We start from the raw sequence: 21,899 nt of genomic DNA on the forward strand, positions 1-21,899 counted from the left end.
ACTTTGTGAGGGCGATCATGGAAAATATAATGTACAAGCCAGTTATTGGCGTCGTGATGTGTAGAAACAGGCTTAAGGGTCACCAGACCCAAACCTTGCAAGAAAAGTACCTGAATGCAATTGTTAACGCCGGCGGACTGCCGATCGCCCTGCCACATGCGCTGGCAGAGCCGGATCTGCTGAACGCGTTAGTCGATAAACTGGATGGGATATACCTGCCAGGCAGCCCCAGTAACGTGCAGCCGCACCTTTATGGTGAAAACGGCGATGAGCCTGACGCCGACCCCGGGCGTGATCTTCTGAGCATGGCGCTGATTAACGCCGCACTCGAAAGGCGCATCCCCATTTTCGCCATCTGTCGTGGACTGCAGGAACTGGTTGTCGCCACCGGTGGGACTCTGTATCGTCGTCTGTTCGAGCAGCCTGAGCTGCTGGAGCATCGCGAAGATCCTGAACTGCCCGTCGAGCAGCAGTATGCGCCGTCCCATCAGGTTGAGGTTCAGGAAGGAGGATTGCTGTCGCAATTGATACCGGGCTGCAACACGTTTTGGGTAAACTCGCTACATGGGCAAGGGGCAAAAACCCTCAGTCCGCAGCTGCGCGTGGAGGCGCGAGCGCCGGATGGACTGGTGGAAGCGGTCAGCGTGAACGATCACCCTTTCGCGCTGGGCGTACAGTGGCATCCTGAATGGAACAGTAGCGAATACGCCCTGTCGCGTATGTTGTTTGATGGTTTTATCACCGCCTGTCAGGGCCATCATGCTGAAAAGCGGCGGCGCTGACCACTACCGTTAAGGAAATGCAAATATGAGCGATGACGGACTGGCGCCAGGGAAACGTCTGTCAGAGATCCGCCAACAGCTGGGTCTTTCGCAGCGTCGTGCCGCCGAACTGTCTGGGTTAACACATAGTGCCATCAGCACCATAGAGCAGGACAAAGTCAGTCCTGCCATCAGTACGCTGCAAAAGCTGCTGAAAGTCTATGGGCTGTCGCTCTCGGAATTCTTTTCTGAACCCGAAAAGCCGGACGAACCCCAGGTGGTCATTAATCAGGATGACCTTATCGAAATGGGCAGTCAGGGCGTTTCCATGAAGCTGGTTCATAACGGAAATCCGAACCGTACGCTGGCGATGATTTTTGAAACTTACCAGCCTGGAACCACGACCGGGGAGAGGATTAAGCATCAGGGTGAGGAGATAGGCACCATACTGGAGGGTGAGATTGTGCTGACGATTAACGGTCAGTCGTACCACCTGGTGGCTGGACAGAGCTATGCCATTAATACCGGCATCCCGCACAGCTTCAGCAACACCTCGGCAGGCATCTGCCGCATCATCAGTGCCCACACCCCCACCACATTCTGAATATTTAGCCTGAACGAGCTTCAGGCTTTCTTCAGACCTGCGGCGGCGGAAATTTTATTTTCGTCGCCGCGAAAAACTCGCAGTCATAACGTTGGTGCCGGAAGGGAATCTTATTTTCTGCTGGCCCTGAAATAATTAACGCCGTGAATGGCGACTCACCCCTGAATTATTCGGCATGCAGACAACCTGTCGAAATTTAGGGTGATAAAACGGTATTCAACTCCGGGGATACACTATGCCCTGCGCCTGGCGCAGCGCCCCCGTGCAGCCTGAAAACGCCGATGTGATTAATTTGCCGATAATGTTTTTTAAGGAGTCATGATGAATTTTCAGCACCTGGCTTACTGGCAGGAAAAAGCGAAAAGCCTGGCCATTGAAACACGATTATTTATTAACGGCGAATATTGCGCCGCGGTCGATAATACCACCTTTGAAACCATTGACCCTGCCGCGCAGCACACGTTAGCCCATGTCGCTCGCGGCAAAAAAGCCGACGTTGAGCTGGCGGTGAAGGCCGCGCGTCGGGTCTTTGATAACGGCGACTGGTCACAGGCCGCTCCCACGCAGCGTAAAGCGGTTCTCACACGCTTTGCCGACCTGATGGAGGCCCACTGCGAAGAGCTGGCGCTGCTGGAAACGCTGGATACCGGCAAGCCGATTCGCCACAGCCTGCGCGACGATATTCCCGGCGCCGCCCGCGCCATCCGCTGGTATGCCGAAGCGCTGGATAAAGTCTATGGCGAAGTGGCTCCTACCGGCAGCAACGAGCTGGCGATGATCGTCCGCGAACCGATTGGCGTCATCGCCGCGGTGGTGCCGTGGAACTTCCCGCTGCTGCTGGCCTGCTGGAAGCTCGGCCCGGCGCTGGCGGCGGGCAACAGCGTGATCCTTAAGCCCTCGGAAAAATCGCCGCTCACCGCGCTGCGCCTCGCCGGGCTGGCGAAAGAGGCGGGCCTGCCGGACGGCGTGCTGAACGTGGTCAGCGGCTTTGGTCACGAAGCCGGACAGGCGCTGGCCCTGCATCCAGACGTGGAGGTCCTTACCTTTACCGGCTCCACCCGCACCGGCAAGCAGCTGCTGAAAGACGCCGGCGACAGCAATATGAAGCGCGTGTGGCTGGAAGCGGGCGGCAAGAGCGCCAACATCGTCTTCGCCGACTGCCCGGATCTGCAAAAAGCGGTCAGCGCCACCGCCGGCGGCATCTTCTACAACCAGGGGCAGGTGTGCATCGCCGGCACTCGCCTGCTGCTGGAGGAGAGCATCGCCGACGAGTTCCTGGCACGACTGAAAACCGAAGCGCAACACTGGCAGCCGGGCAACCCGCTCGACCCAAACACCACCATGGGCATGCTGATTGACAACACCCATGCCGACAGCGTGCACAGTTTTATTCGCGGCGGCGAAAGCAAAAGCACGCTGTTCCTCGACGGGCGGAAAAATCCGTGGCCTGCCGCCGTCGGCCCGACCATTTTTGTTGACGTCGACCCGGCCTCCACCCTCAGCCGGGAAGAGATCTTCGGCCCGGTGCTGGTGGTGACTCGCTTCAAAAGCGAAGACGAGGCGCTGCGGCTTGCCAACGACAGCGACTACGGCCTCGGCGCTGCGGTATGGACCCGCGATCTCTCACGCGCCCACCGCATGAGCCGCCGCCTGAAGGCCGGTTCGGTCTTCGTCAACAACTATAACGATGGTGATATGACCGTCCCCTTCGGCGGTTACAAACAGAGCGGCAACGGACGCGATAAGTCGCTGCACGCGCTGGAAAAATTCACCGAACTGAAAACCATCTGGATTGCCCTGGAGTCTTAATCATGACCGAACATACCACCAGCTATTACGCCGCCAGCGCCAACAAATATGAACCCTTTCCGACGCTGGACGAATCGATAAGCTGCGACGTCTGCGTCGTCGGCGGCGGCTACACCGGACTCTCGTCTGCCCTGCATCTGGCCGAAATGGGCTACGACGTGGTGGTGCTGGAAGGGGCGCGCATCGGCTTCGGCGCCAGCGGCCGCAATGGCGGTCAGCTGGTTAACTCCTACAGCCGCGATATCGACGTGATTGAAAAAAACTACGGCCCGGATGCCGCTAAAATGCTCGGCAGCATGATGTTCGAAGGCGGCGATATTATTCGCGAACGTATCCAGCGCTACCAGATCCAGTGCGATTATCGCCCGGGCGGCCTGTTCGTGGCGATGAATCACAAACAGCTGGAGACGCTGGAAGAACAGAAAGCCAACTGGGAGCGCTACGGCAACACGCAGCTGGAGCTGCTGGACAGAGAGGCGATTCGTCGCGAAGTGGACAGCGACCGCTACGTCGGCGCCCTGCTCGACCACAGCGGCGGCCATATTCATCCGCTCAACCTCGCCATCGGCGAAGCGGACGCCATTCGCCTGAACGGCGGCCGGGTCTATGAGCAGTCGCCGGTCACCCGCATTCAGCACTCCACTCCGGCAGTGGTCAGCACCGCCCGCGGCCAGGTCACTGCCCGCTATGTGATCGTCGCCGGCAACGCCTATCTCGGCGACAAACTGGAGCCGGAGCTGGCGAAGCGCAGCATGCCTTGCGGCACCCAGGTGGTCACCACCGCTCCGCTGTCGGAGGAGGTCGCTCGCTCGCTGATCCCGAAAAACTACTGTGTGGAAGACTGTAACTATCTGTTGGATTACTACCGCCTCACCGGCGACAACCGCCTGCTGTATGGCGGCGGCGTGGTCTACGGCGCCCGCGACCCGGACGATGTGGAACGGCTGATTATGCCGAAGCTGCTGAAAACCTTCCCGCAGCTGAAAGGGGTGAAAATCGACTACCGCTGGACCGGCAACTTCCTGTTGACCCTCTCAAGGATGCCGCAGTTTGGTCGCCTCGATACCAACATCTACTACATGCAGGGCTACAGCGGGCATGGGGTCACCTGTACCCACCTCGCCGGACGGTTGATTTCGGAACTGCTGCGCGGTGACGCTGAGCGTTTCGACGCCTTTGCCAAACTGCCGCACTACCCGTTCCCGGGCGGCCGCAGCCTGCGCATTCCCTTCACCGCCATGGGCGCCGCCTACTACAGTCTGCGCGACCGCCTGGGGGTTTAATCGCCTCTGCCGACGGCGCTGGCCGTCGGCTCATGCTGCGGATAGTGCTGCTGAAAGTAGTGGCGCAGAAACTCCACAGTGGTGCGAATTTTAGCCGACGTCGCCAGCCGGGAAACATAGACTGCCCAGACGTTGGCAGGCTGAAAGAATTCCGGCAGCACATGCACCAGATGGCCGCTGGCGATATTCTCCCGGACGTCCCACCATGAACGTAACGCAATTCCTTGCCCGTCCAGACACCACTGATGCACAATTTCACCATGGTTGGACGACAGCGGCCCGGTCACCTTGATCGCATGCTGCCCCTCTTTGCTGTGCAACTGCCAGATGCCAAACGGATGATCGCGTTCTTTAATCACCAGGCAGGGTAAGGCGGCCAGATCGCTCAGCTGTTTCGGCGGTGGATGGCGGGCAAGGAATTGCGGCGAGGCGCAGAGCACGCGGTGGTTGGCCGCCAGCTGGCGGGCAATCAGATTCGGCGCGATATCATCGCCCACGCGAATATCGAGATCCACCCCTTCATTGACTAAATCCACCAGCCGGTCCTGGACATCGAAACGCAGTTCCAGCTGCGGGTACTGAAGGGCCAGCGCCGACAGCGCCGGGGCCACCACCCGGCGGCCAAAGCCGAAGCTACTGATAATACGCAGCGTTCCCTGCGGCACCTGGCGCACGTCGGAAAGCTCGTCCATCATCTCATCGACATCCTGCAAAATGCGCTGCGCCCATTCGTAGATCCGCTCCCCCTCCTCGGTAATGGTGACCCGGCGGGTGGTCCGGTGCAACAACACCACATTCAGGGTTTGCTCCAGCAGCGAAACCCGCTTGCTGACGAACGCCGGTGATACGCCAAGCTCTTCGGCGGCGGCGGCGAACCCGGCCCGGCGAGCGACCAGCATAAAGACGCGTAAATCATTTAGCAGCGGCAGATTATTCATGATCTGTGTTTTATGTTTCACCAGTTAGCGTGATTAATTATGAACCAGTCAATTATAGGATAAGCAGGTGGTCAAACATCATCGCTTAAAAGTGAGAACCGGAATGAAAAAAACCTATCGTATTGCCGCCATCCCGGGTGACGGAATTGGCAAAGAAGTTCTGCCTGAAGGGATTCGCGTGCTGCAAGCCGCCGCACAGCGTTGGGATCTGTCATTGAGCTTCGAGCAGATGGAGTGGGCAAGCTGCGAATATTATGCCCATCACGGCAAGATGATGCCGGACGACTGGCGCGAGCAGCTGCAGGGCTTCGATGCCATCTACTTCGGCGCCGTCGGCTGGCCAGATACCGTTCCCGACCACATTTCGCTGTGGGGGTCGCTGCTGAAGTTCCGCCGTGAGTTTGACCAATACGTCAACCTGCGTCCGGTGCGTCTGTTCCCCGGCGTCCCCTGCCCGCTGGCGGGCAAAAAGGCCGGCGATATCGATTTTTACGTGGTGCGCGAAAATACCGAAGGCGAATATTCCGCCCTCGGCGGGCGCGCCAATGAAGGCACCGAGCATGAAGTGGTGATTCAGGAGTCGGTCTTTACCCGCCGCGGCGTGGACCGGATCCTGCGCTACGCCTTCGAACTGGCGCAAAGCCGCCCACGCAAAACGCTGACCTCCGCAACCAAATCCAACGGTCTGGCGATCAGCATGCCCTACTGGGATGAGCGGGTGGAAGAGATGGCCAAAAACTATCCGGATATTCGCTGGGACAAGCAGCATATCGATATCCTGTGCGCCCGCTTCGTGCTGCAGCCGGAGCGTTTTGACGTGGTCGTCGGCTCCAATCTGTTCGGTGATATTCTCTCCGATCTCGGCCCGGCCTGTACCGGCACCATCGGTATTGCGCCATCGGCGAATCTCAACCCGGAGCGCACCTTCCCGTCGCTGTTCGAACCGGTTCACGGGTCGGCGCCGGATATCTATGGTAAAAATATCGCCAACCCGATCGCCACCATATGGGCCGGGGCGATGATGCTCGATTTTCTCGGCAACGGCGATGAGCGCTATCACGCCGCGCACAACGGCATTCTGGCGGCGATTGAGCAGGTGATTGCCAGCGGGCCGAAAACCCCGGATATGAAAGGCAGCGCGTCAACGCAACAGGTCAGCGACGCTATCTGCCAGGCCATTTTGTCTTAACCCTGTCGGCCGCTCCCGTGAGCCACCTGTAGCCGGGTCAGCCGCAGCCGCCACCCGGCAACACCACGGGTACCATGCCTGATATCTTGCCCGGCGGCGCTGCGCTTGCGCGGGCCTAAACGCCAGCCGGACGGTTCCCTCTCCCTCCGGGAGAGGGCCAGGGTGAGGGGAAGCACTGCAGTGTGGTTGTTTATGTTATCGGTGGCTTCAGCGTAGTTTGCGCTCCCGGTTAATCGTCTGCGCTATGTCATTCATGGCGCAGGGAGCGCACAGGGGGCGGCCAGTCGCCGCCGCCCCCTGTACCCCCGGGCTCCGGCCAGCAAAATCGCCGCTGCGCGGTCCCTTCGACTTATCCCTGCAGGCTTCGGGTCGGGCCGAGGCAGCATCCCTGCAAAACACGGCCCTCAGCCCGCATCCATGCGGGCTGCCCCGGCCTTCCGGGAACGTCTCAGCGATTTTGAGGCCGCCAGCACCGGCAGTTTCAGCAACAATGGTGAATAAATTAACGGCAGGCCGCACGAACCCCTGGCCGGGTAAGGCGACAGCCGCCACCCGGCAAGAATACAGGTACCGTGCCTGATATCTTGCCCGGCGGCGCTGCGCTTGCGCGGGCCGACAGACAGTCAGAGCCGGATGATCGGTTTGCCACGGTTTCGCCCCGGAAAAACGGCTGTTCTGCGTTATTTCCGGGCAGATGGCGCTCCCGGTTAATCTTCTGCGTTATGTCTGGCATAGCGCAGTGAGCGCACAGGGGGCGGCCCGTCGCCACCTTCCCCTTTACCCTCGCGCTCCGGTCAGCGCCGCTGGCCGGAAAACCGATCATAGCTCCAGCTCGCGGCGCAGCAGTTGCGCGATATCTTCGCGGCTCTCTGCGGATACCAGAGATTGACGGAACTCCGCGTGCATAATGCGCCGCGCCAGCCGCGAGAAGATGCGCATATGCTGATCGCCCGCCGAGTGCTTATTCAGCGTCAGCATAATCACAAACTGCGCCTCTTCATCGCCCCACATCACCGGCTGCGCCAGCCGGGCGACGCTGATGGTCGACTGCTCAATATGCTCGGATTTACTGTGCGGTATGGCGAAGCTAAAGCCAAGCCCGGTGGAGAACACCGCCTCACGGGCCCACAGGTCAGCCTCCAGCTTGCGTGGGTAGCGGCAGCGACCGGCCAGCAGCAGGTTATCCGTCATCCCCTTCAGCACTTCTTCCTTACTACGCCAGTCGCTGTTGAGCGTAATGCACTCGGCGCTCACCAGCGGCACCTCCTGCTGGCGCATACGGAACTGGGCCAGCAGATGCTCCACTTCCAGCGAGGTACGGCACTGCATCGCCTGATTCAGCAGCTGACGGCAGGCGCGGCTGTCCAGCTGCGCCAGACGCGCTTTGGTCGCCGGGATCGCCGGCGCGCTCATACTCAGTTCATCCAGGCCGAGGCCGACCAGCAGCGGCAGCACCGAACCTTTGGCCCCCAGCTCGCCGCACAAGCCGATCCATTTCCCCTGCCGGTGCGCCGCCTGCACGGCATAGTCCAGCGCACGCAGGAAGGCCGGGTTGAGACTGTTGTAATGGCGCGTCACTTTCGCGTTATCGCGGTCGACCGCCAGAAGATACTGCGTTAAGTCATTGCTACCAATGCTAAAGAAGTCCACCTCTTCGCAGCACTGATCGATGATGAACATCACCGACGGCACCTCCAGCATGATGCCCAGCGGGATTTTTTCATCAAACGGGATCTGTTCAACGCGCAGCGACTGTTTGGCCTCCGCCAGCCGCTCTTTCACCCACAGGATCTCTTCCATGGAGGAAATCATCGGGATCATGATCTTCAGCGCGCCGTGCGCCGAGGCGCGTAGAATCGCCCGCAGCTGAGTATGAAACAGCGCCTGGTACTCTTCATAGATGCGCACCGCGCGGTAGCCGAGGAAGGGGTTATTTTCCGCAGGAATGTTGAGATAGGCCACCGGCTTATCACCGCCGATATCCATAGTCCGCACAATAATGCTGCGCCCGGCGGCAGGCTCCAGCGCCTGACAGAAGATGTTGTAAAGCTCATCTTCCGATGGCGCGCCGGGCCGGTCCATATACAGCATCTCTGTGCGGAACAGGCCAACCGACTGCGCACCATTGTTGAATGCCGCCACCGCCTCTACCGAATGGGCGATGTTCGCCGCGATCTCGACGCGGATACCGTCTTCCGTCTGCCCTGGCTTATCCAGCCATACCTGCTGCTGTTGCTGGATCTGCGCCTGAACCCACGCCTCCTGCTGATAGTAGCGCGCCACCGCCGGACTCGGATCCACCACCAGCAGTCCGGCGGTGCCGTCGATCTGCACCTGGGTACCCTCCCACGGCAACAGTGCGTCGAGGTCAACCCCCACCAGGGTCGGAATATTGAACGAGCGGGCGAGGATCACGGTGTGCGACGTGGTGCCGCCGCCGCGCAGCAGCAGCCCTTTGAGATGCGCTTTATCCAGTTCGAGAAACTGGCTGGGGGTCAGCTCGTCGGCAAGGCAAATGGCGGCCTCCCGCAGCTGGCCCGGGGGCGGAAAGCGGGCTTCGCCATAGATATGTTGCAACAGCTGGAAGCAGACATCGCGCACATCGAGCACCCGCTCCTGTAGATAAGTGTTGCCGGAGTCGCGGAACCGTGCGCAGAAGTGGTCGCTGGTGGCGACAATCGCCTGCGCGCAGCTGAGGCCGGTAAGAATGCCGTCGAGCAGGTGCTGGCGCAGCGAGGCATCCGTCGCCAGCGAGCGGTGGGCATCGAGGATTGCGCTGGCGGTGCCGTCGTTGTCCAGCAGCCGCAGCTCAATATCTTTTACCAGCAGGCGCAGGCCATTATCCAGCGCCGCCTGCTCCTGTTCAGGAGCGACGGCGCCCGGCAGTTCCCCCAGCTCATGCAGATCGCGGGATTTCAGGTGTATTAGCCTGCCCCCCGCGCTGCCGGCGCACACCGGGCGGGCATGAAACAGCGTCGGGTTCAGCCGCGAGAGCGACGCAGGCACCGGCTGGATCTCCAGCGCATGCGCAGCGGGCAGCGGCGCGTCGCACTGCGGGAATTCATTTTCGATAAAGGCGCTTAAGGCGGCGAACGCGTCGGCTTCATCTTCGCCATGAATGACCAGCTGGCAGGCGTCGCCCTTCAGGGTATTGCTGCCGATGATCGCCAGCGCGCTCTTGGCATTTCCGCTGGTCTCGCGGCGCAGATTGCGCCACTCAATCGCCGATGAAAAACGGTTACACAGCGTTTCGACCAGACTGGCCGGACGCGCATGCACGCCGTTTGGCAAATCACATGTAAATTCAATGACCAGAGCCATCGTCTTCCTCCTGAGCAATCCACTATTTACCCAAAAGGTAATGAATGAAGGGGCCGGGGACTAGGTGATAAAACTGGCAATTACTGGACTATTGTACACACGATACTTTTTTATGCCCGCCATCACAATTCCATCCATTTAGCGCCCATCCTTCCTGCCATCACTAAGATTTGAGGTGGATCGCAATTCCTTTCTAACCTTACAAATGTCCAGTAAATGCACTTTTTCTCTACTGTTTTATGCGGCGACCTTTTTCTAATGTTGAGCCATCAATACTGTCACGGGCCCTACAGCGCTCAGGAGCAAACAATGAACGAACTGGTGCAAATACTAAAAAATACCCGCCAGCATCTGATGACCGGCGTGTCACACATGATCCCCTTTGTGGTCTCCGGTGGGATCCTGCTGGCGGTGTCCGTCATGTTGTATGGCAAAGGCGCAGTTCCCGATGCCGCCACCGATCCCAACCTGAAGAAGCTGTTTGACATCGGGGTCGCCGGGCTAACGCTGATGGTCCCTTTTCTCGCCGCCTACATCGGGTACTCCATCGCTGACCGCGCCGCGCTGGCGCCCTGCGCCATCGGCGCCTGGGTGGGCAACAGCTTCGGCGCCGGCTTCTTCGGCGCGCTGATCGCCGGCATGATCGGCGGCCTGGTGGTCTACTACCTGAAAAAAATACCGGTCCACAAGGTGCTGCGCTCGGTGATGCCGATTTTCATTATTCCCATCATTGGCACCTTTATTACTGCCGGGATCATGATGTGGGGGCTCGGCGAACCGGTGGGCGCGCTAACCGCTAACCTGACCGGCTGGCTGCAGGGTATGCGTGAAGGCAGCATCGTGGTGCTGGCCATCATTATGGGCCTGATGCTGGCCTTTGATATGGGCGGCCCGGTGAACAAAGTGGCCTACGCCTTCATGTTGATCTGCGTCTCGCAGGGGATCTACAGCGTGGTGGCTATCGCCGCCGTCGGCATCGCCGTGCCGCCGCTGGGGATGGGGTTGGCGACGCTGATCGGCCGTAAATATTTCACCGCCGAAGAGCGGGAAACCGGCAAAGCGGCGCTGGTGATGGGCTGCGTCGGGGTCACTGAAGGGGCGATTCCCTTTGCCGCTGCCGACCCGCTGCGCGTTATTCCGGCCAATATGATTGGCGCTGCCAGCGGCTGCGTCACCGCGGCGCTGTTGGGGGCCCAGTGTTACGCCGGCTGGGGCGGGCTCATCGTGCTGCCGGTGGTCCAGGGCAAACTTGGCTTTATCGCCGCGCTGTTGGTCGGTGCCTGCGTCAGCGCCGCCTGCGTCATTGTGCTGAAAGCGCTGGCTAAAAAGAAATCGTCTGACGCTAAAGCCGACGACGAATTAGATCTTGATTTCGAAATTAACTAACAGACTGGAAGGAACAGATTATGACCCACATTATCGCTGTCACCGCCTGCCCGTCGGGCGTGGCTCACACCTACATGGCCGCCGAGTCGCTGGAAAGCGCCGCCAAAGCCAAAGGCTGGCAGGTTAAAGTCGAAACCCAGGGCTCAATCGGCATTGAAAACGAACTGACCGCCGAAGAGATCGCCGCCGCCGATATGGTCATCCTGACCAAAGATATCGGTATCAAATTCGAAGAGCGTTTTGCCGGGAAAACTATCGTGCGCGTCAATATCAGCGATGCAGTCAAGCGCGCCGACGCCATCATGAACAAGATAGACAGCCATCTTTCTCAGCGTACCTGAAGCCTTACAAGGGGCGCCCTCGCGCCCTTCGCCACCACATGGAGTTTGTCATGACGAATCGTACTCAACGCCTGAAAGCCAGCCTGTTCGCCCAGCCGCGCGAAATCTCCCTGGAGCGCGCTCTGCTGTATACCGCCAGTCATCAGCAAACGGAGGGCGAACCGGTGATTATTCGCCGGGCGAAGGCCACCGCCTGGATCCTCGATAAGGTAGACATTTCGATTCGTGATGATGAACTGATTGCCGGCAACCGGACCATCAAACCGCGGGCAGGCATTATGTCGCCGGAGATGGATCCCTACTGGCTGCTCAACGAACTCGACGCCTTTCCGACCCGGCCGCAGGACCGCTTCGCGATAAGCGAAGAAGATAAGCAAATATACCGCGAAACGCTGTTCCCCTACTGGGAAAAGCGCTCAATGAAGGATTTTATCAACGGCCAGATGACCGACGAGGTCAAGGCCGCCGTCAGCACCCAGATATTCAGCGTGAACCAGACCGATAAGGGCCAGGGCCATATCATCATCGACTATCCGCGTCTGCTCAATCATGGCCTCGGGGCGCTGGTGGCGGAGCTAAAAGCCCACTGCGAGCAGCAACCCGGGAACCACTTTTATCAGGCGGTGCTGATCCTGCTAGAAGCCTCCCGGCGCCATATTCTGCGCTACGCCGCGCTGGCCGAGGAGATGGCTGGGCACTGTCAGGACCCGCAGCGTCAGCAGGAGCTGTTAACCATCGCCGCTATTTCGCGCCACAACGCGGAGCACCGGCCAACGGACTTCCCCCAGGCCTGCCAGCTGTTCTGGTATATAAACATCATTCTGCAGTACGAATCCAACGCCAGCTCAATTTCACTGGGGCGTTTTGATCAGTATATGCTGCCGTTTTATCAGGCGTCGCTGAATCAGGGTCAGGATCCGGCGTATCTCAGGGAGCTCCTGGAGTCGCTGTGGGTGAAATGCAACGATATCGTGCTGCTGCGCTCCTCCAGCAGCGCGCGCTATTTCGCTGGTTTTCCCACCGGCTACACCGCTCTGCTCGGCGGACTGACGGAAACCGGACGCAGCGCGGTCAACGCGCTGTCGTTTTTATGCCTCGATACCTATCAGAACGTGCAATTGCCGCAGCCGAATCTTGGCGTGCGGGTCAACGAGCTGATTGACCGCCCGTTCCTGCGTAAAACCGCTGAAACCATCCGCCTGGGCACCGGCATTCCACAGATTTTCAACGACGAGGTGGTGGTCCCCGCCTTCCTCAATCGCGGCGTGTCGCTGGAAGACGCCCGCGACTACGCGGTGGTCGGCTGCGTCGAGTTGTCGATCCCTGGCCGCACCTACGGCCTGCATGATATCGCCATGTTCAACTTGCTGAAGGTTATGGAACTGGTCCTGCAGGAAAATGAAGGGCAACCTGATGTCAGCTGGGAAGGACTTATCAGTCAGATCCGTGACAAAATTCGTTATTACATCAAGCTGATGGTCGAGGGCAGCAATATCTGCGATATCGGCCATCGCGACTGGGCGCCGGTCCCCCTGCTCTCCTCGTTCATTGAAGATTGCGTCCGGCACGGCAAAGATATCACCGCCGGCGGCGCGCGCTATAACTTTTCCGGCGTCCAGGGCATCGGGATCGCCAACCTGAGCGATTCACTGCACGCCCTGAAGGGGATGGTTTTCGATCAGCAGCGTCTCAGTTTTGACCAACTGATGGCGGTCCTGAAGGCCAACTTCCGCACGCCGGAGGGGGAAAAGATCCGCGCCCGGTTGATTAACCGTTTTGAGAAGTACGGTAACGACATCGACGAAGTCGATAATATTAGCGCCGATCTGCTGCGCTTTTACTGCAAAGAGGTGGAGCAGTACCTGAACCCGCGCGGCGGCCATTTTACTCCCGGCTCCTATACCGTCTCGGCGCATGTGCCGCTGGGCTCGGTAGTGGGGGCTACCCCGGACGGGCGGCTGGCCGGCGAACAACTGGCGGACGGCGGCCTGTCGCCGATGGTCGGTCAGGATGCTCAGGGGCCGACGGCGGTGCTGAAATCGGTCAGCAAGCTGGATAACTATCTGCTGTCGAACGGTACGCTGCTTAACGTCAAATTCACCCCGGCAACGCTGGCCGGCGACGGCGGGCTGAACAAGCTGGCAGACTTTTTACAGGCTTTCTGCAAGCTCAAGCTGCAGCATATTCAGTTTAACGTGGTCAATGCCGACACCCTGCGTGAAGCGCAGCAGCGGCCGCAGGACTTTGCCGGCCTGGTGGTGCGCGTCGCGGGCTACAGCGCCTTCTTTGTTGAGCTGTCGAAGGAGATTCAGGATGACATCATCCGCCGCACCGCGCATCAGCTGTGAGGTGATCGAGACGCGCGCCGATCGGGCGCGTATTTTTAACCTGCAGCGCTACTCGCTCAACGATGGTCAGGGGATCCGCACGGTGGTCTTTTTCAAAGGCTGCCCCCACACCTGCCCGTGGTGCGCCAACCCGGAGTCAATGTCGCCGAAGATCCAGACCCTGCGCCGGCAGAGCAAATGTCTGGGCTGCACCCGCTGTCTGCAGGACGTCGCCGAGTGTCCCTCCGGGGCATGGGAGCAGATCGGTCGCGACGTGACGCTGGAGAACCTCCTTCAGGAGGTGCTCAAAGATGAAGTCTTCTTCCGCGCCTCCGGCGGCGGTGTCACCCTCTCCGGCGGGGAGGTGCTCATGCAGGCCGGGTTTGCCGCCCGTTTTCTTCAGTGCCTGCGCCAGTGGGGGATCCGCACCGCCATCGAGACCGCCGGCGACGGCGCCTTTGACCGTTTGCTGCCGGTGGCTGAATCCAGCGACGAAGTGCTGTTTGATTTTAAAATCATGGATCCTGAGCTGGCGCGGTCGCTGCTGCGAATGAATCAGCCGCGGGTACTGGACAATTTTCGCCAGCTGGCGACAAGAAACATCAATCTGATCCCGCGGGTGCCGCTGATCCCGGGTTACACCATGAGCGTGGATAATTTTCGCCAGATACTGGCGTTTCTCGCGCCGTTCGCGCTAAAAGAAATGCACCTGTTGCCGTTTCATCAATATGGCGAGCCAAAATACCGTCTGCTGGGCAAACCCTGGGCGCTGGCCAGCGTGAAAGCGCCTGGCGAAGCGGACATTCAACCTTATCGGATAATGGCCGAAGCGGCCGGATTCCACGTCACTATCGGCGGTTAACGCCAGGAGGATGTTATGGACTTCAATATTGTCGCCGTCACCGCCTGCGTCAGCGGGGTGGCGCACACCTATATGGCTGCCGAACGGCTGGAAAAGGTCGGTCATCATGAAAAATGGCACCTGAAGGTGGAAACCCAGGGCGCGCTCGGCGTTGAAAATCGCATTACCGCAGAAGATATCGCCCGCGCCGAAGTGGTGCTGCTGGTGACGGATATCGAAATTGACGACGCCCAGCGCTTTAGCGGCCTGCGGACGATTAAAACCAGCATCAAGAGCTTCCTGCTGCAGCCGCAGCAGATCGTCGAGGCCGTGAAAAGCATCATGAAAAAGCCGGTCGTCTATGTAGAACTTCCCTGACCGGCGACGAGTCTTACTCTACATCCAGCAGCCACTTTTGCGCTGGCGTCAGGCGGCTTGCCGTTTCCGGCGTCAGCCAGCGCCGCTGGTCCTGCTGCGGCGTATCCGCGCGATCGGTATATAACCCATGCAGCACGCGTCGTCGGCTACCCTCACGATTACGGGTACCGCCGTGCCAGGCGTGGGCGTTGTAGATCATCACGCTGCCGGCCGGCGCAGCAAACACAATCTCGTCTGGGTGGGCCTGTTCCGGGTCGTCCAAGACTTCTTCCGGCAACTCCGGCCGCAGGTGGGTTCCAGGGATAATCCGCGGCGCGCCGTTAGCGCCGCTTAAATCGTCTATCGCCCAGATGGTATTCACCAGGTGGACTTTGGGAAAATCCGGGCGCGGCTTTTTCCAGTCGGCGTGCAGCGGCTGGTGACCGCCGTTATACAGCGCCTCACGCGCATTAAGGCTGGAGACTTTAAAATCACCGTTGAAGATATAGCGGCAGGCGGAGAGGATCAGCGGGTGGGACCAGACTTTCTCCCAGATAACCCCCTTATTCACCAGGTTGGCGATCCGCGTCGCAGTCGCTTCCTGATGGTGTTCCATCGCCAGATTGTCGCCTTCACGCTCAACCAGGGTATCAATTAGCCGGCGCATTTCGCTCAGCCACTGGGCGTCAACGACGTTATGCACGACGGTGTAGCCGAGGGTGTCGAGTTCATGTTTCATTTGCGCACTAAGCGCCTGACTGGCGCCTAACGCATCGAGAAAACTAGCCGATGGTGAGTTCATTTTGCGTTCCTTTTTAACGTTCCGATAACACAAACAAACTCTACTGGTCCATCCGCGGCATGACAGGAGGCGAGCGCTACGAAAAACTGGACATACGTACGCGAGCCACCGAAGTGTGATGGGCATCAACAATCTCCTCTCCGGCGATGCATGCGCGGCGCCTGGCAGGGAATTCGCTGCGCAAATTGACGAAACAAACGCTGTCTGGGGATAAAAAATAGATTACCATCAACAGGATAATGCGCATGCTGAGGGCAAAGAATGATTGAAGATCTGCCAGATATTCTGCATCGGTTAATCAGTCAAAAAGATCATTTACAGGTGAGATTTCCTGAGCCGGATATCTCCGTCCCTGCCCTCGCCCTCAACGTGCCGTTTCCGCGTCTGGAAATAGTGCTGGAGGGCCAGCTCAGTGAACAGGGGCTGCCACTGGCCGCCTCGACGTTAACCACTTTACAGGTGCTGTACGTGCAGGCGGGAAAATGGACGCTGCCGCAGTGGACCGGCCCGGCCACCACCCTGAGTATTCTGTTTGGTCGACAGAAGCTGGGGTTCAGTATTCAGCGCTGGGACGGGAAAAGCCTGCACACGGAAAAGCAAAGCGTTGCCCGCCTTGGACCGCGCGTGGGCTCTTACCTGTTGCTGAGCCTGAACGAAGTCAGCCTGCAGCCCGATCCGCTGACCGCGCGGTTGGTGGTCGCCGCGCTGCTGAGTCACTGTCGCGAACAGCTGGTTGGGCTGGAAATGCGCGTCAGTCGCAGCCGGGATCTGTTTCTCGCCGTTCAGGACTACCTCGAGGAAAATCTGAGCCTGCCGCTGACGCGGGAATCGGTGGCCAGACGTTTTCACATCACGCCCAACTATCTTTCGCATATTTTTCAGAAATCAGGCTCGGTGGGATTTAACGAATATCTGACCCGGGTGCGTCTGGAAAAGGCAAAACAGCTGCTGCGCGGCTACGACCTGAAGGTGAAAGAGATCGCCCATAACTGCGGCTTTGTCGACAGCAACTATTTTTGCCGGGTCTTCAAACGCTACACCGAGCGTTCGCCGTCAGAGTATCGGCGACACTGCCGCAGCACGCAGCAGACCTAACCTGCCGTGTCGGAATATTACGCCCACTCCACGCGCCCACGCCCGTTGTGCTTGGCCTTGTACAGTGCCTCGTCGACTTTGCGGATAAACGTCTCCTGCGCTTCACCCGGCCGCCAGGTTCCCACGCCAATGCTGATCGACAGCGGCGCCTGATGATTGATCAGGATGGTGCGGGCATTGTCGAGGATCGACTGCGCCAGGGCGTGCAGCTCAGGCTCCGACAGGCCATCGACGATAATGGCAAACTCTTCCCCACCAATACGCGCCGGCAGGACCTGCTCGCTGGTCAGTTTCGCCAGCTGTTTCCCCAGGGAAAATAACACTTCATCCCCCACCAGGTGGCCCCAGGTATCATTGATTTTCTTGAAAAAATCGATATCCAGAATCATGAGCCCCAGCGCATGCCCGGACTTTTCGCGAATGGTATCGATGAAAAAACGGCGATTGGGCAACTGGGTGAGCTCATCCTTCAGTGATTGCGAGCGCGCGTCAACGTACAACAGGTTGATGCGCTCAATAATTTTGTAGACGCCCACAACGGTCAGCAGCATCCCGGAGAGGCGCAGCAGATCTTCGCAGTAATAACCCATCCAGCGCGGCTGAACCACTATCTCATCCATCACATCGAACGTGCCGCCAGCAATCCACAGCAGCAGCCCATAGCGCACCCAGTTGACGGCGATATGGCTCATCCGCACCTTTGCTGAGCTCCACAGCATAAACACTAGAAACAGCAGCGCCAGCAAATCGATATAGAGCCCGGGGTTGGCCAGGATCTCACGCCACGTGCCGATCGGCGGCGACACCAGCGCACAGCCGACAGCGACGGCGACGATGACCAGCAGCGCAGGCAGCAACGTACCCCGCGCCAAAGCGGACGGAATGGAGCGATTCGCAGGAGTATGGCATTCAGGCATAACGATGTCTCACGGTAACAACAGGGCCGATCGCGGGACAGGATAGCAGTTAAGCGCAGCGGGACGAATGAAAAAGCGACGCGCCGACAAAACGGCGGTGAGGTAGACTGACCCCGCGGAATTGTTCCAACGTACTACCACTCCATGGCGACGAGGTCAGTGGCGCGGATACTATCGGCTAAATCCGTCAGTTGATTAGCTTTCCGTGCGGCGCCACCGTTATCCGGCGGCGCCTGCTCAGAGATTAGCCGCTGAACACGCGCGCCTTGCCGCTGACCGTCAGTCGCACCGTCGCGCCTGGCTGCCACGCCGGCTGGCTTACGGTTCGCAGAACAATCGGCCGATCGTGCCCGGGCATCGACAGCGTCAGCGTGGAGAGCTGGCCGGAGAAATCAACATCGCGGATGGTGGCGGTACTTTCCTGTGGTCCGCTCACGCTGACGCTCAGCTGCTCCGGACGCAACATCACCTTACCTTCACCAGCAGGATGCGCTGCGTCTGTCGCCAGGTCGCCCAGCGCGCAGCTGGCCCGCCCGGGGCTCAGCCGTGCGGGGAGGATCAGGGCATCGCCGAGAAACAGCGCCGTCTCTTCGTCCACCGGCTGCGAGTAAACCGTCAGCGGGGTACCCACCTGGGCGAAACGTCCCTGGCGCATCACCGCCACCTGTGTGGCGAACGACAGCGCTTCGGTCTGGTCATGAGTCACCAGAATCGAGGCGATGCCGGTCTCCGCCAGCAGATCGGCGGTCGCTTTGCGTGTGCTGGCGCGCAGTCCGGTGTCCAGGGCAGAAAAGGGCTCATCGAGCAGCATCAGCGCCGGCTGCTGGGCCAGGGCGCGAGCCAGGGCCACACGCTGCTGCTGGCCGCCGGAGATCTCATGCGGCCAGTGGCGCGCCAGGCTATGGTCAAGGGCGACCATCTCCATCAGTGCGCTCACCCGGCGACGTTTTTCCTCGCGGCTGGCGTCCAGCCCCCAGGCGATATTGTCCGCGACATTGAGGTGAGGAAATAGCGCCCCCTCCTGCGGAACGTAGCCGATCCGTCGCTGGTGGGCAGGAACAAACACGCCCTCGGCAAACAGAGGCGCGCCGTGCATCACGATGCGTCCGCTGTCGGGCGTTTCGAAACCGGCAAGGATGCGCAGCAGCGTGGTTTTTCCCGAACCCGACGGACCCACAATTGCCGTCCGGCTACCCGGAGCCACCTGAAGATGAATATTATCGAGGACCTGCGCATCGGCGAAGGATTTCGAAACAGAAGACAATTCCAGCATGTTACAACCCTGCCATTTTTTTCGACTGCATATAGAGAACCGCCGTCAGCGGCAGCGAAATGATGATCATCAACAGCGCGTAGGGCGCCGCCGCCACATAGTCGATCTCGCTGGTTAACGCCCAGAAGCCGGTCGACAACGTGCGGGTGCCTAACGGCGAGAGCAGCAGCGTGGCGGTAAGCTCATTGCTGACGCCAAGGAACACCAGCGCGGCGCCGGCGGCCGCCCCCGGGGCGGCAAGTCGCATGGTGATACTCCACAGGGCGCGGGCCGGGCTGCGTCCGAGACTGCGGGCGACGTTTTCCAGCTCCACCGGCGCCTGGGCGATACCGGCGCGCAGGTTAATCAGCGCCCGCGGCATAAACATTAACAAATAGGCCAGAAACAGCGTCACTTCGGTCTGGTACACCGGACGGGCATAGTGGATGGTGACGGTGACCAGCGCCAGCGCGGTCACAATGCCGGGCAGCGAGCTGGTGATGTAATTACACCCCTCCAGCAGGCGGAACAGCGGACGCGGATAGCGCACGCCGAGCCAGGCGATGGGGATCGCGCAGACCGTCGTCAGCAGCGCCCCGCCCGCCCCCAGCAACAGAGTCTGGCGCAGGGAATGCCACAGATCGGCATGTAGCCAGTTATCGATACCGCCCAGCCACAGCCAGCGCCCCAGGACCAGCAACGGCACCCCCATCGCCAGCAGCACCAGCAGCAGAAACAGCAGCTGCGCGCCGAAGGCGGCCCCTTTACCCAGCACCAGGCGCTTCTGCTCGCGCGCCGCCCCGGCGCCGATACGCGCATAGCGCGCTTTACCACGCGAAGCGCTCTCCAGCAGCAGGATCGCCAGACAGCACAGAGCCAGCACGCCCGCCAGCATATTGGCGGCCGGACCGCTGAAGGTCGACTGGAACTGATCGTAAATGGCGGTAGTGAAAGTATCGAAGCGGATCATCACATACAGACCATATTCCGCCAGCAGATGCAGGGCCACCAGCAGCGCACCGCCGCAGACGGCCAGCCGCAGCTGCGGAAGCACCACCCGGAAAAACACTTTCCACGGCGGCGTGCCCAGCGACGCGGCGACATCCTCAAGGGTGGGATCGAGTCGGCGCAGCACGGCCGCCACCGGCATATAGATAAACGGATAGTAGGCCAGCACCGAGAGAAACACCCCAGCGCCCAGGCCATGCAGCGAGGGCACAGCGCTGATCCAGGCGTAGCTCTGGACAAAGGCCGGAATGGCCAGCGGGGCTACCGCCAGCGCCGACCACAGCTGCCGCCCGGCAAGCGCGGTACGTTCCGTCAGCCAGGCCAGCGTCACGCCAAGCACAATGCTGATGGGGACAGTCAGCACCGTCAGCCACAGGGTATTGCTGAGCAGTTCGCCTACCCGCGGGCGAAAGACCAGCGCTTTGATTGTCGGCCAGCCGGTATCGAATCCGACCACCACCACAAACCCTAACGGCAACAGCGCCAGCAATGAAAACAGGAGCGCTAAGGCAACCATCGGAAATGCAGGACGCCTGCGCTCAGGCAGGCGTCCTGTTTTCTTTCCGAGCGACAGACTCAGAACAGACATAGCAACATCACTTCCTCAGGATCAGAGCAGGCCAGCCTGCGTCATCAGTTCAATGACCTTTTTACTGTTCAGCGAGGAAGGTTCCACCTTCGGGGCATCCAGATCTTTCAGCGGGGTCAGTTTCGGGTTAGAGGCCGCGTCTACCCCCACCGCATATTCGAAGGCGTTATTGGTGCGCAGCGCATCCTGTCCCTGCTTACCGGTGATCCATTTAATAAAGGCCTGCGCCTGTGCTTTATGTTTGCTGGAGGCCAGCACGCCGCCGCCGGAAATGCTGACGAAGGCCCCCGGATCCTGGTGTTTGAAGTAATACAGTTGGGTGTTTTTGCTGTTCTCGCCGGTTTTTGACTGGTCAACGAAGCGATAGTAATGATAGATCACTCCGCCGTCGATCTGCCCGGCGTTGACCGCTTTCATCACCGTGCTGTTGCCTTTATAGGCGACAAAGTTGGTTTTCATCGCCTTCAGCCAGTCGAGGGTCGCCTGCTCACCCTTCAGCGCCAGCATCGCGCTGACGATAGCCTGGAAATCAGCCCCCGATGGCGAAGCCGCCCAGCGGCCCTTCCACTCCGGTTTTGCCAGATCCATCAGCGAGTGCGGCAGCTGCGCCTCGCTGATTTTTGCCGGGTTATAGACGAACACGGTGCTACGCGCGGCGATGCCAATCCAGCGACCGTGCTGAGGGCGATATTGTGCCGGAACCTGCTGCAGGGTGGCCGCATCCAGCGGGGCAAAAAGTTTGGCGTTATCAACCAGCACCATCGACGGTGAGTTCTCGGTCAGAAACACATCGGCTGGCGACGCGGCGCCTTCCTGAACCAGCTGATTACCCAGCTCGCTGTCATCGCCATTGCGCAGCGTGACTTTAATACCGGTCTCTTTCGTAAATCCATCCACCCACGACTTCACCAGATTTTCGTGTTGGGCGTTGTAGACCACAATCCCGTCCTGACCGTCAGCCGCCATCCCCTGCGGCGCCAGAAACAGAGAAGCGGCAACCAGCGCTGCCGTACAGAGGGGCGATAAGCGAGATTTCATGAACGCATCCTTAATGAACCAGGGAAATTAATGGTAAATAG

The 21,899-nt window shown here is 59.7% G+C and carries 18 protein-coding genes; 11 read left to right on the plus strand and 7 right to left on the minus strand.

The genetic code is table 11. The annotated features are described in order from the left end of the window. Positions 1 to 29 precede the first annotated feature (29 nt). From puuD to MKS11_RS10145, 4 genes are all read left to right on the plus strand, one after another. On the plus strand, positions 30 to 782 hold the full coding sequence (gene puuD / locus MKS11_RS10130) for a gamma-glutamyl-gamma-aminobutyrate hydrolase (RefSeq protein WP_025999163.1): 753 nt from the start codon (positions 30 to 32) through the stop codon (positions 780 to 782). A gap of 25 nt (positions 783 to 807) precedes the next feature. Then, positions 808 to 1,365: an HTH-type transcriptional regulator PuuR gene (puuR, locus tag MKS11_RS10135; protein WP_002898590.1), complete on the plus strand. Its 558-nt coding sequence runs from the start codon at positions 808 to 810 to the stop codon at positions 1,363 to 1,365. A gap of 321 nt (positions 1,366 to 1,686) precedes the next feature. Next, on the plus strand, positions 1,687 to 3,174 hold the full coding sequence (puuC, locus tag MKS11_RS10140) for an aldehyde dehydrogenase PuuC (protein ID WP_048294461.1): 1,488 nt from the start codon (positions 1,687 to 1,689) through the stop codon (positions 3,172 to 3,174). A gap of 2 nt (positions 3,175 to 3,176) precedes the next feature. Continuing rightward, complete coding sequence (locus MKS11_RS10145; protein ID WP_004201473.1) at positions 3,177 to 4,457, plus strand: FAD-binding oxidoreductase; 1,281 nt, start codon at positions 3,177 to 3,179, stop codon at positions 4,455 to 4,457. On the opposite strand, the gene MKS11_RS10150 is transcribed toward MKS11_RS10145, so the two are convergent. Then, positions 4,454 to 5,416, minus strand: coding sequence for a LysR substrate-binding domain-containing protein (locus MKS11_RS10150; RefSeq protein WP_008805923.1), 963 nt, complete (start codon positions 5,414 to 5,416; stop codon positions 4,454 to 4,456). The two genes, MKS11_RS10145 and MKS11_RS10150, sit on opposite strands and share 4 nt — an antisense overlap. A gap of 82 nt (positions 5,417 to 5,498) precedes the next feature. Here MKS11_RS10150 and MKS11_RS10155 point away from each other — a divergent pair, with 82 nt between their 5' ends. Then, positions 5,499 to 6,584, plus strand: a complete 1,086-nt coding sequence (locus MKS11_RS10155; RefSeq protein ID WP_048294458.1) for a tartrate dehydrogenase — start codon at positions 5,499 to 5,501, stop codon at positions 6,582 to 6,584. Positions 6,585 to 7,403: 819 nt separating this feature from the next. Here MKS11_RS10155 and ptsP read toward each other — a convergent pair. Then, positions 7,404 to 9,905 (minus strand): phosphoenolpyruvate--protein phosphotransferase, encoded by a 2,502-nt coding sequence (gene ptsP, locus MKS11_RS10160; RefSeq protein ID WP_087771411.1) that lies wholly within the window; start codon positions 9,903 to 9,905, stop codon positions 7,404 to 7,406. A 309-nt stretch (positions 9,906 to 10,214) separates the two neighbouring features. Here ptsP and MKS11_RS10165 point away from each other — a divergent pair, with 309 nt between their 5' ends. The 5 genes from MKS11_RS10165 to MKS11_RS10185 are packed head-to-tail and all read left to right on the plus strand — an operon-like array spanning position 10,215 to position 15,178. After that, positions 10,215 to 11,291 carry a PTS fructose transporter subunit EIIC gene (locus tag MKS11_RS10165; protein WP_004201464.1) on the plus strand — a complete coding sequence of 359 codons (1,077 nt, stop codon included), beginning with the start codon at positions 10,215 to 10,217 and terminating at the stop codon, positions 11,289 to 11,291. A gap of 20 nt (positions 11,292 to 11,311) precedes the next feature. Further along, positions 11,312 to 11,632 carry a PTS fructose-like transporter subunit IIB gene (locus MKS11_RS10170; RefSeq protein WP_004201463.1) on the plus strand — a complete coding sequence of 107 codons (321 nt, stop codon included), beginning with the start codon at positions 11,312 to 11,314 and terminating at the stop codon, positions 11,630 to 11,632. A gap of 50 nt (positions 11,633 to 11,682) precedes the next feature. After that, positions 11,683 to 13,980, plus strand: coding sequence for a formate C-acetyltransferase (locus tag MKS11_RS10175; RefSeq protein WP_087771410.1), 2,298 nt, complete (start codon positions 11,683 to 11,685; stop codon positions 13,978 to 13,980). Beyond that, the gene (locus tag MKS11_RS10180; protein ID WP_049092231.1) at positions 13,946 to 14,821 is read left to right on the plus strand and encodes a [formate-C-acetyltransferase]-activating enzyme; all 876 of its coding nucleotides are present in this window, start codon (positions 13,946 to 13,948) and stop codon (positions 14,819 to 14,821) included. Before MKS11_RS10175 ends, MKS11_RS10180 begins: the two co-directional genes overlap by 35 nt. Positions 14,822 to 14,836: 15 nt before the next feature. Beyond that, complete coding sequence (locus MKS11_RS10185; RefSeq protein WP_004201460.1) at positions 14,837 to 15,178, plus strand: PTS fructose-like transporter subunit IIB; 342 nt, start codon at positions 14,837 to 14,839, stop codon at positions 15,176 to 15,178. Positions 15,179 to 15,191: 13 nt separating this feature from the next. Here the strand turns inward: MKS11_RS10185 and MKS11_RS10190 are convergent, their stop codons facing one another. Continuing rightward, positions 15,192 to 15,959: a phytanoyl-CoA dioxygenase family protein gene (locus MKS11_RS10190; RefSeq protein ID WP_284109520.1), complete on the minus strand. Its 768-nt coding sequence runs from the start codon at positions 15,957 to 15,959 to the stop codon at positions 15,192 to 15,194. Positions 15,960 to 16,220: 261 nt separating this feature from the next. On the opposite strand from MKS11_RS10190, the gene MKS11_RS10195 reads away from it, so the two are divergent. Further along, a complete protein-coding gene (locus MKS11_RS10195; RefSeq protein WP_032455802.1) occupies positions 16,221 to 17,054 on the plus strand; it encodes a helix-turn-helix transcriptional regulator in 834 nt (277 codons plus the stop codon). A 17-nt stretch (positions 17,055 to 17,071) separates the two neighbouring features. Here MKS11_RS10195 and MKS11_RS10200 read toward each other — a convergent pair whose 3' ends face one another. The 4 genes from MKS11_RS10200 to MKS11_RS10215 form a co-directional block, all read right to left on the minus strand. Continuing rightward, a complete protein-coding gene (locus MKS11_RS10200) occupies positions 17,072 to 17,971 on the minus strand; it encodes a GGDEF domain-containing protein (protein ID WP_017899473.1) in 900 nt (299 codons plus the stop codon). Between the two features lie 244 nt (positions 17,972 to 18,215). Next, on the minus strand, positions 18,216 to 19,244 hold the full coding sequence (locus MKS11_RS10205) for an ABC transporter ATP-binding protein (RefSeq protein ID WP_087771407.1): 1,029 nt from the start codon (positions 19,242 to 19,244) through the stop codon (positions 18,216 to 18,218). 1 nt (position 19,245) lies between these two features. Then, the gene (locus tag MKS11_RS10210) at positions 19,246 to 20,820 is read right to left on the minus strand and encodes an iron ABC transporter permease (protein WP_048294453.1); all 1,575 of its coding nucleotides are present in this window, start codon (positions 20,818 to 20,820) and stop codon (positions 19,246 to 19,248) included. A gap of 21 nt (positions 20,821 to 20,841) precedes the next feature. Then, positions 20,842 to 21,858, minus strand: coding sequence for an iron ABC transporter substrate-binding protein (locus MKS11_RS10215; protein ID WP_023317875.1), 1,017 nt, complete (start codon positions 21,856 to 21,858; stop codon positions 20,842 to 20,844). Positions 21,859 to 21,899: the final 41 nt, after the last annotated feature.

The organism is Klebsiella sp. K5-45 (genome assembly GCF_030128605.1).
Taxonomy (GTDB): Bacteria; Pseudomonadota; Gammaproteobacteria; order Enterobacterales; family Enterobacteriaceae; genus Klebsiella; species Klebsiella quasipneumoniae.

Bases quoted from the DNA above. Each gene is read 5' to 3' on its own strand.
- puuD (WP_025999163.1), top strand. From the start codon at position 30: ATGTACAAGCCAGTTATTGGCGTCGTGATGTGTAGAAACAGGCTTAAG.
- puuR (WP_002898590.1), top strand. From the start codon at position 808: ATGAGCGATGACGGACTGGCGCCAGGGAAACGTCTGTCAGAGATCCGC.
- puuC (WP_048294461.1), top strand. From the start codon at position 1,687: ATGAATTTTCAGCACCTGGCTTACTGGCAGGAAAAAGCGAAAAGCCTG.
- MKS11_RS10145 (WP_004201473.1), top strand. From the start codon at position 3,177: ATGACCGAACATACCACCAGCTATTACGCCGCCAGCGCCAACAAATAT.
- MKS11_RS10155 (WP_048294458.1), top strand. From the start codon at position 5,499: ATGAAAAAAACCTATCGTATTGCCGCCATCCCGGGTGACGGAATTGGC.
- ptsP (WP_087771411.1), bottom strand. From the start codon at position 9,905: ATGGCTCTGGTCATTGAATTTACATGTGATTTGCCAAACGGCGTGCAT.
- MKS11_RS10165 (WP_004201464.1), top strand. From the start codon at position 10,215: ATGAACGAACTGGTGCAAATACTAAAAAATACCCGCCAGCATCTGATG.
- MKS11_RS10170 (WP_004201463.1), top strand. From the start codon at position 11,312: ATGACCCACATTATCGCTGTCACCGCCTGCCCGTCGGGCGTGGCTCAC.
- MKS11_RS10175 (WP_087771410.1), top strand. From the start codon at position 11,683: ATGACGAATCGTACTCAACGCCTGAAAGCCAGCCTGTTCGCCCAGCCG.
- MKS11_RS10180 (WP_049092231.1), top strand. From the start codon at position 13,946: ATGACATCATCCGCCGCACCGCGCATCAGCTGTGAGGTGATCGAGACG.
- MKS11_RS10185 (WP_004201460.1), top strand. From the start codon at position 14,837: ATGGACTTCAATATTGTCGCCGTCACCGCCTGCGTCAGCGGGGTGGCG.
- MKS11_RS10190 (WP_284109520.1), bottom strand. From the start codon at position 15,959: ATGAACTCACCATCGGCTAGTTTTCTCGATGCGTTAGGCGCCAGTCAG.
- MKS11_RS10195 (WP_032455802.1), top strand. From the start codon at position 16,221: ATGATTGAAGATCTGCCAGATATTCTGCATCGGTTAATCAGTCAAAAA.
- MKS11_RS10200 (WP_017899473.1), bottom strand. From the start codon at position 17,971: ATGCCTGAATGCCATACTCCTGCGAATCGCTCCATTCCGTCCGCTTTG.
- MKS11_RS10205 (WP_087771407.1), bottom strand. From the start codon at position 19,244: ATGCTGGAATTGTCTTCTGTTTCGAAATCCTTCGCCGATGCGCAGGTC.
- MKS11_RS10210 (WP_048294453.1), bottom strand. From the start codon at position 20,820: ATGTCTGTTCTGAGTCTGTCGCTCGGAAAGAAAACAGGACGCCTGCCT.
- MKS11_RS10215 (WP_023317875.1), bottom strand. From the start codon at position 21,858: ATGAAATCTCGCTTATCGCCCCTCTGTACGGCAGCGCTGGTTGCCGCT.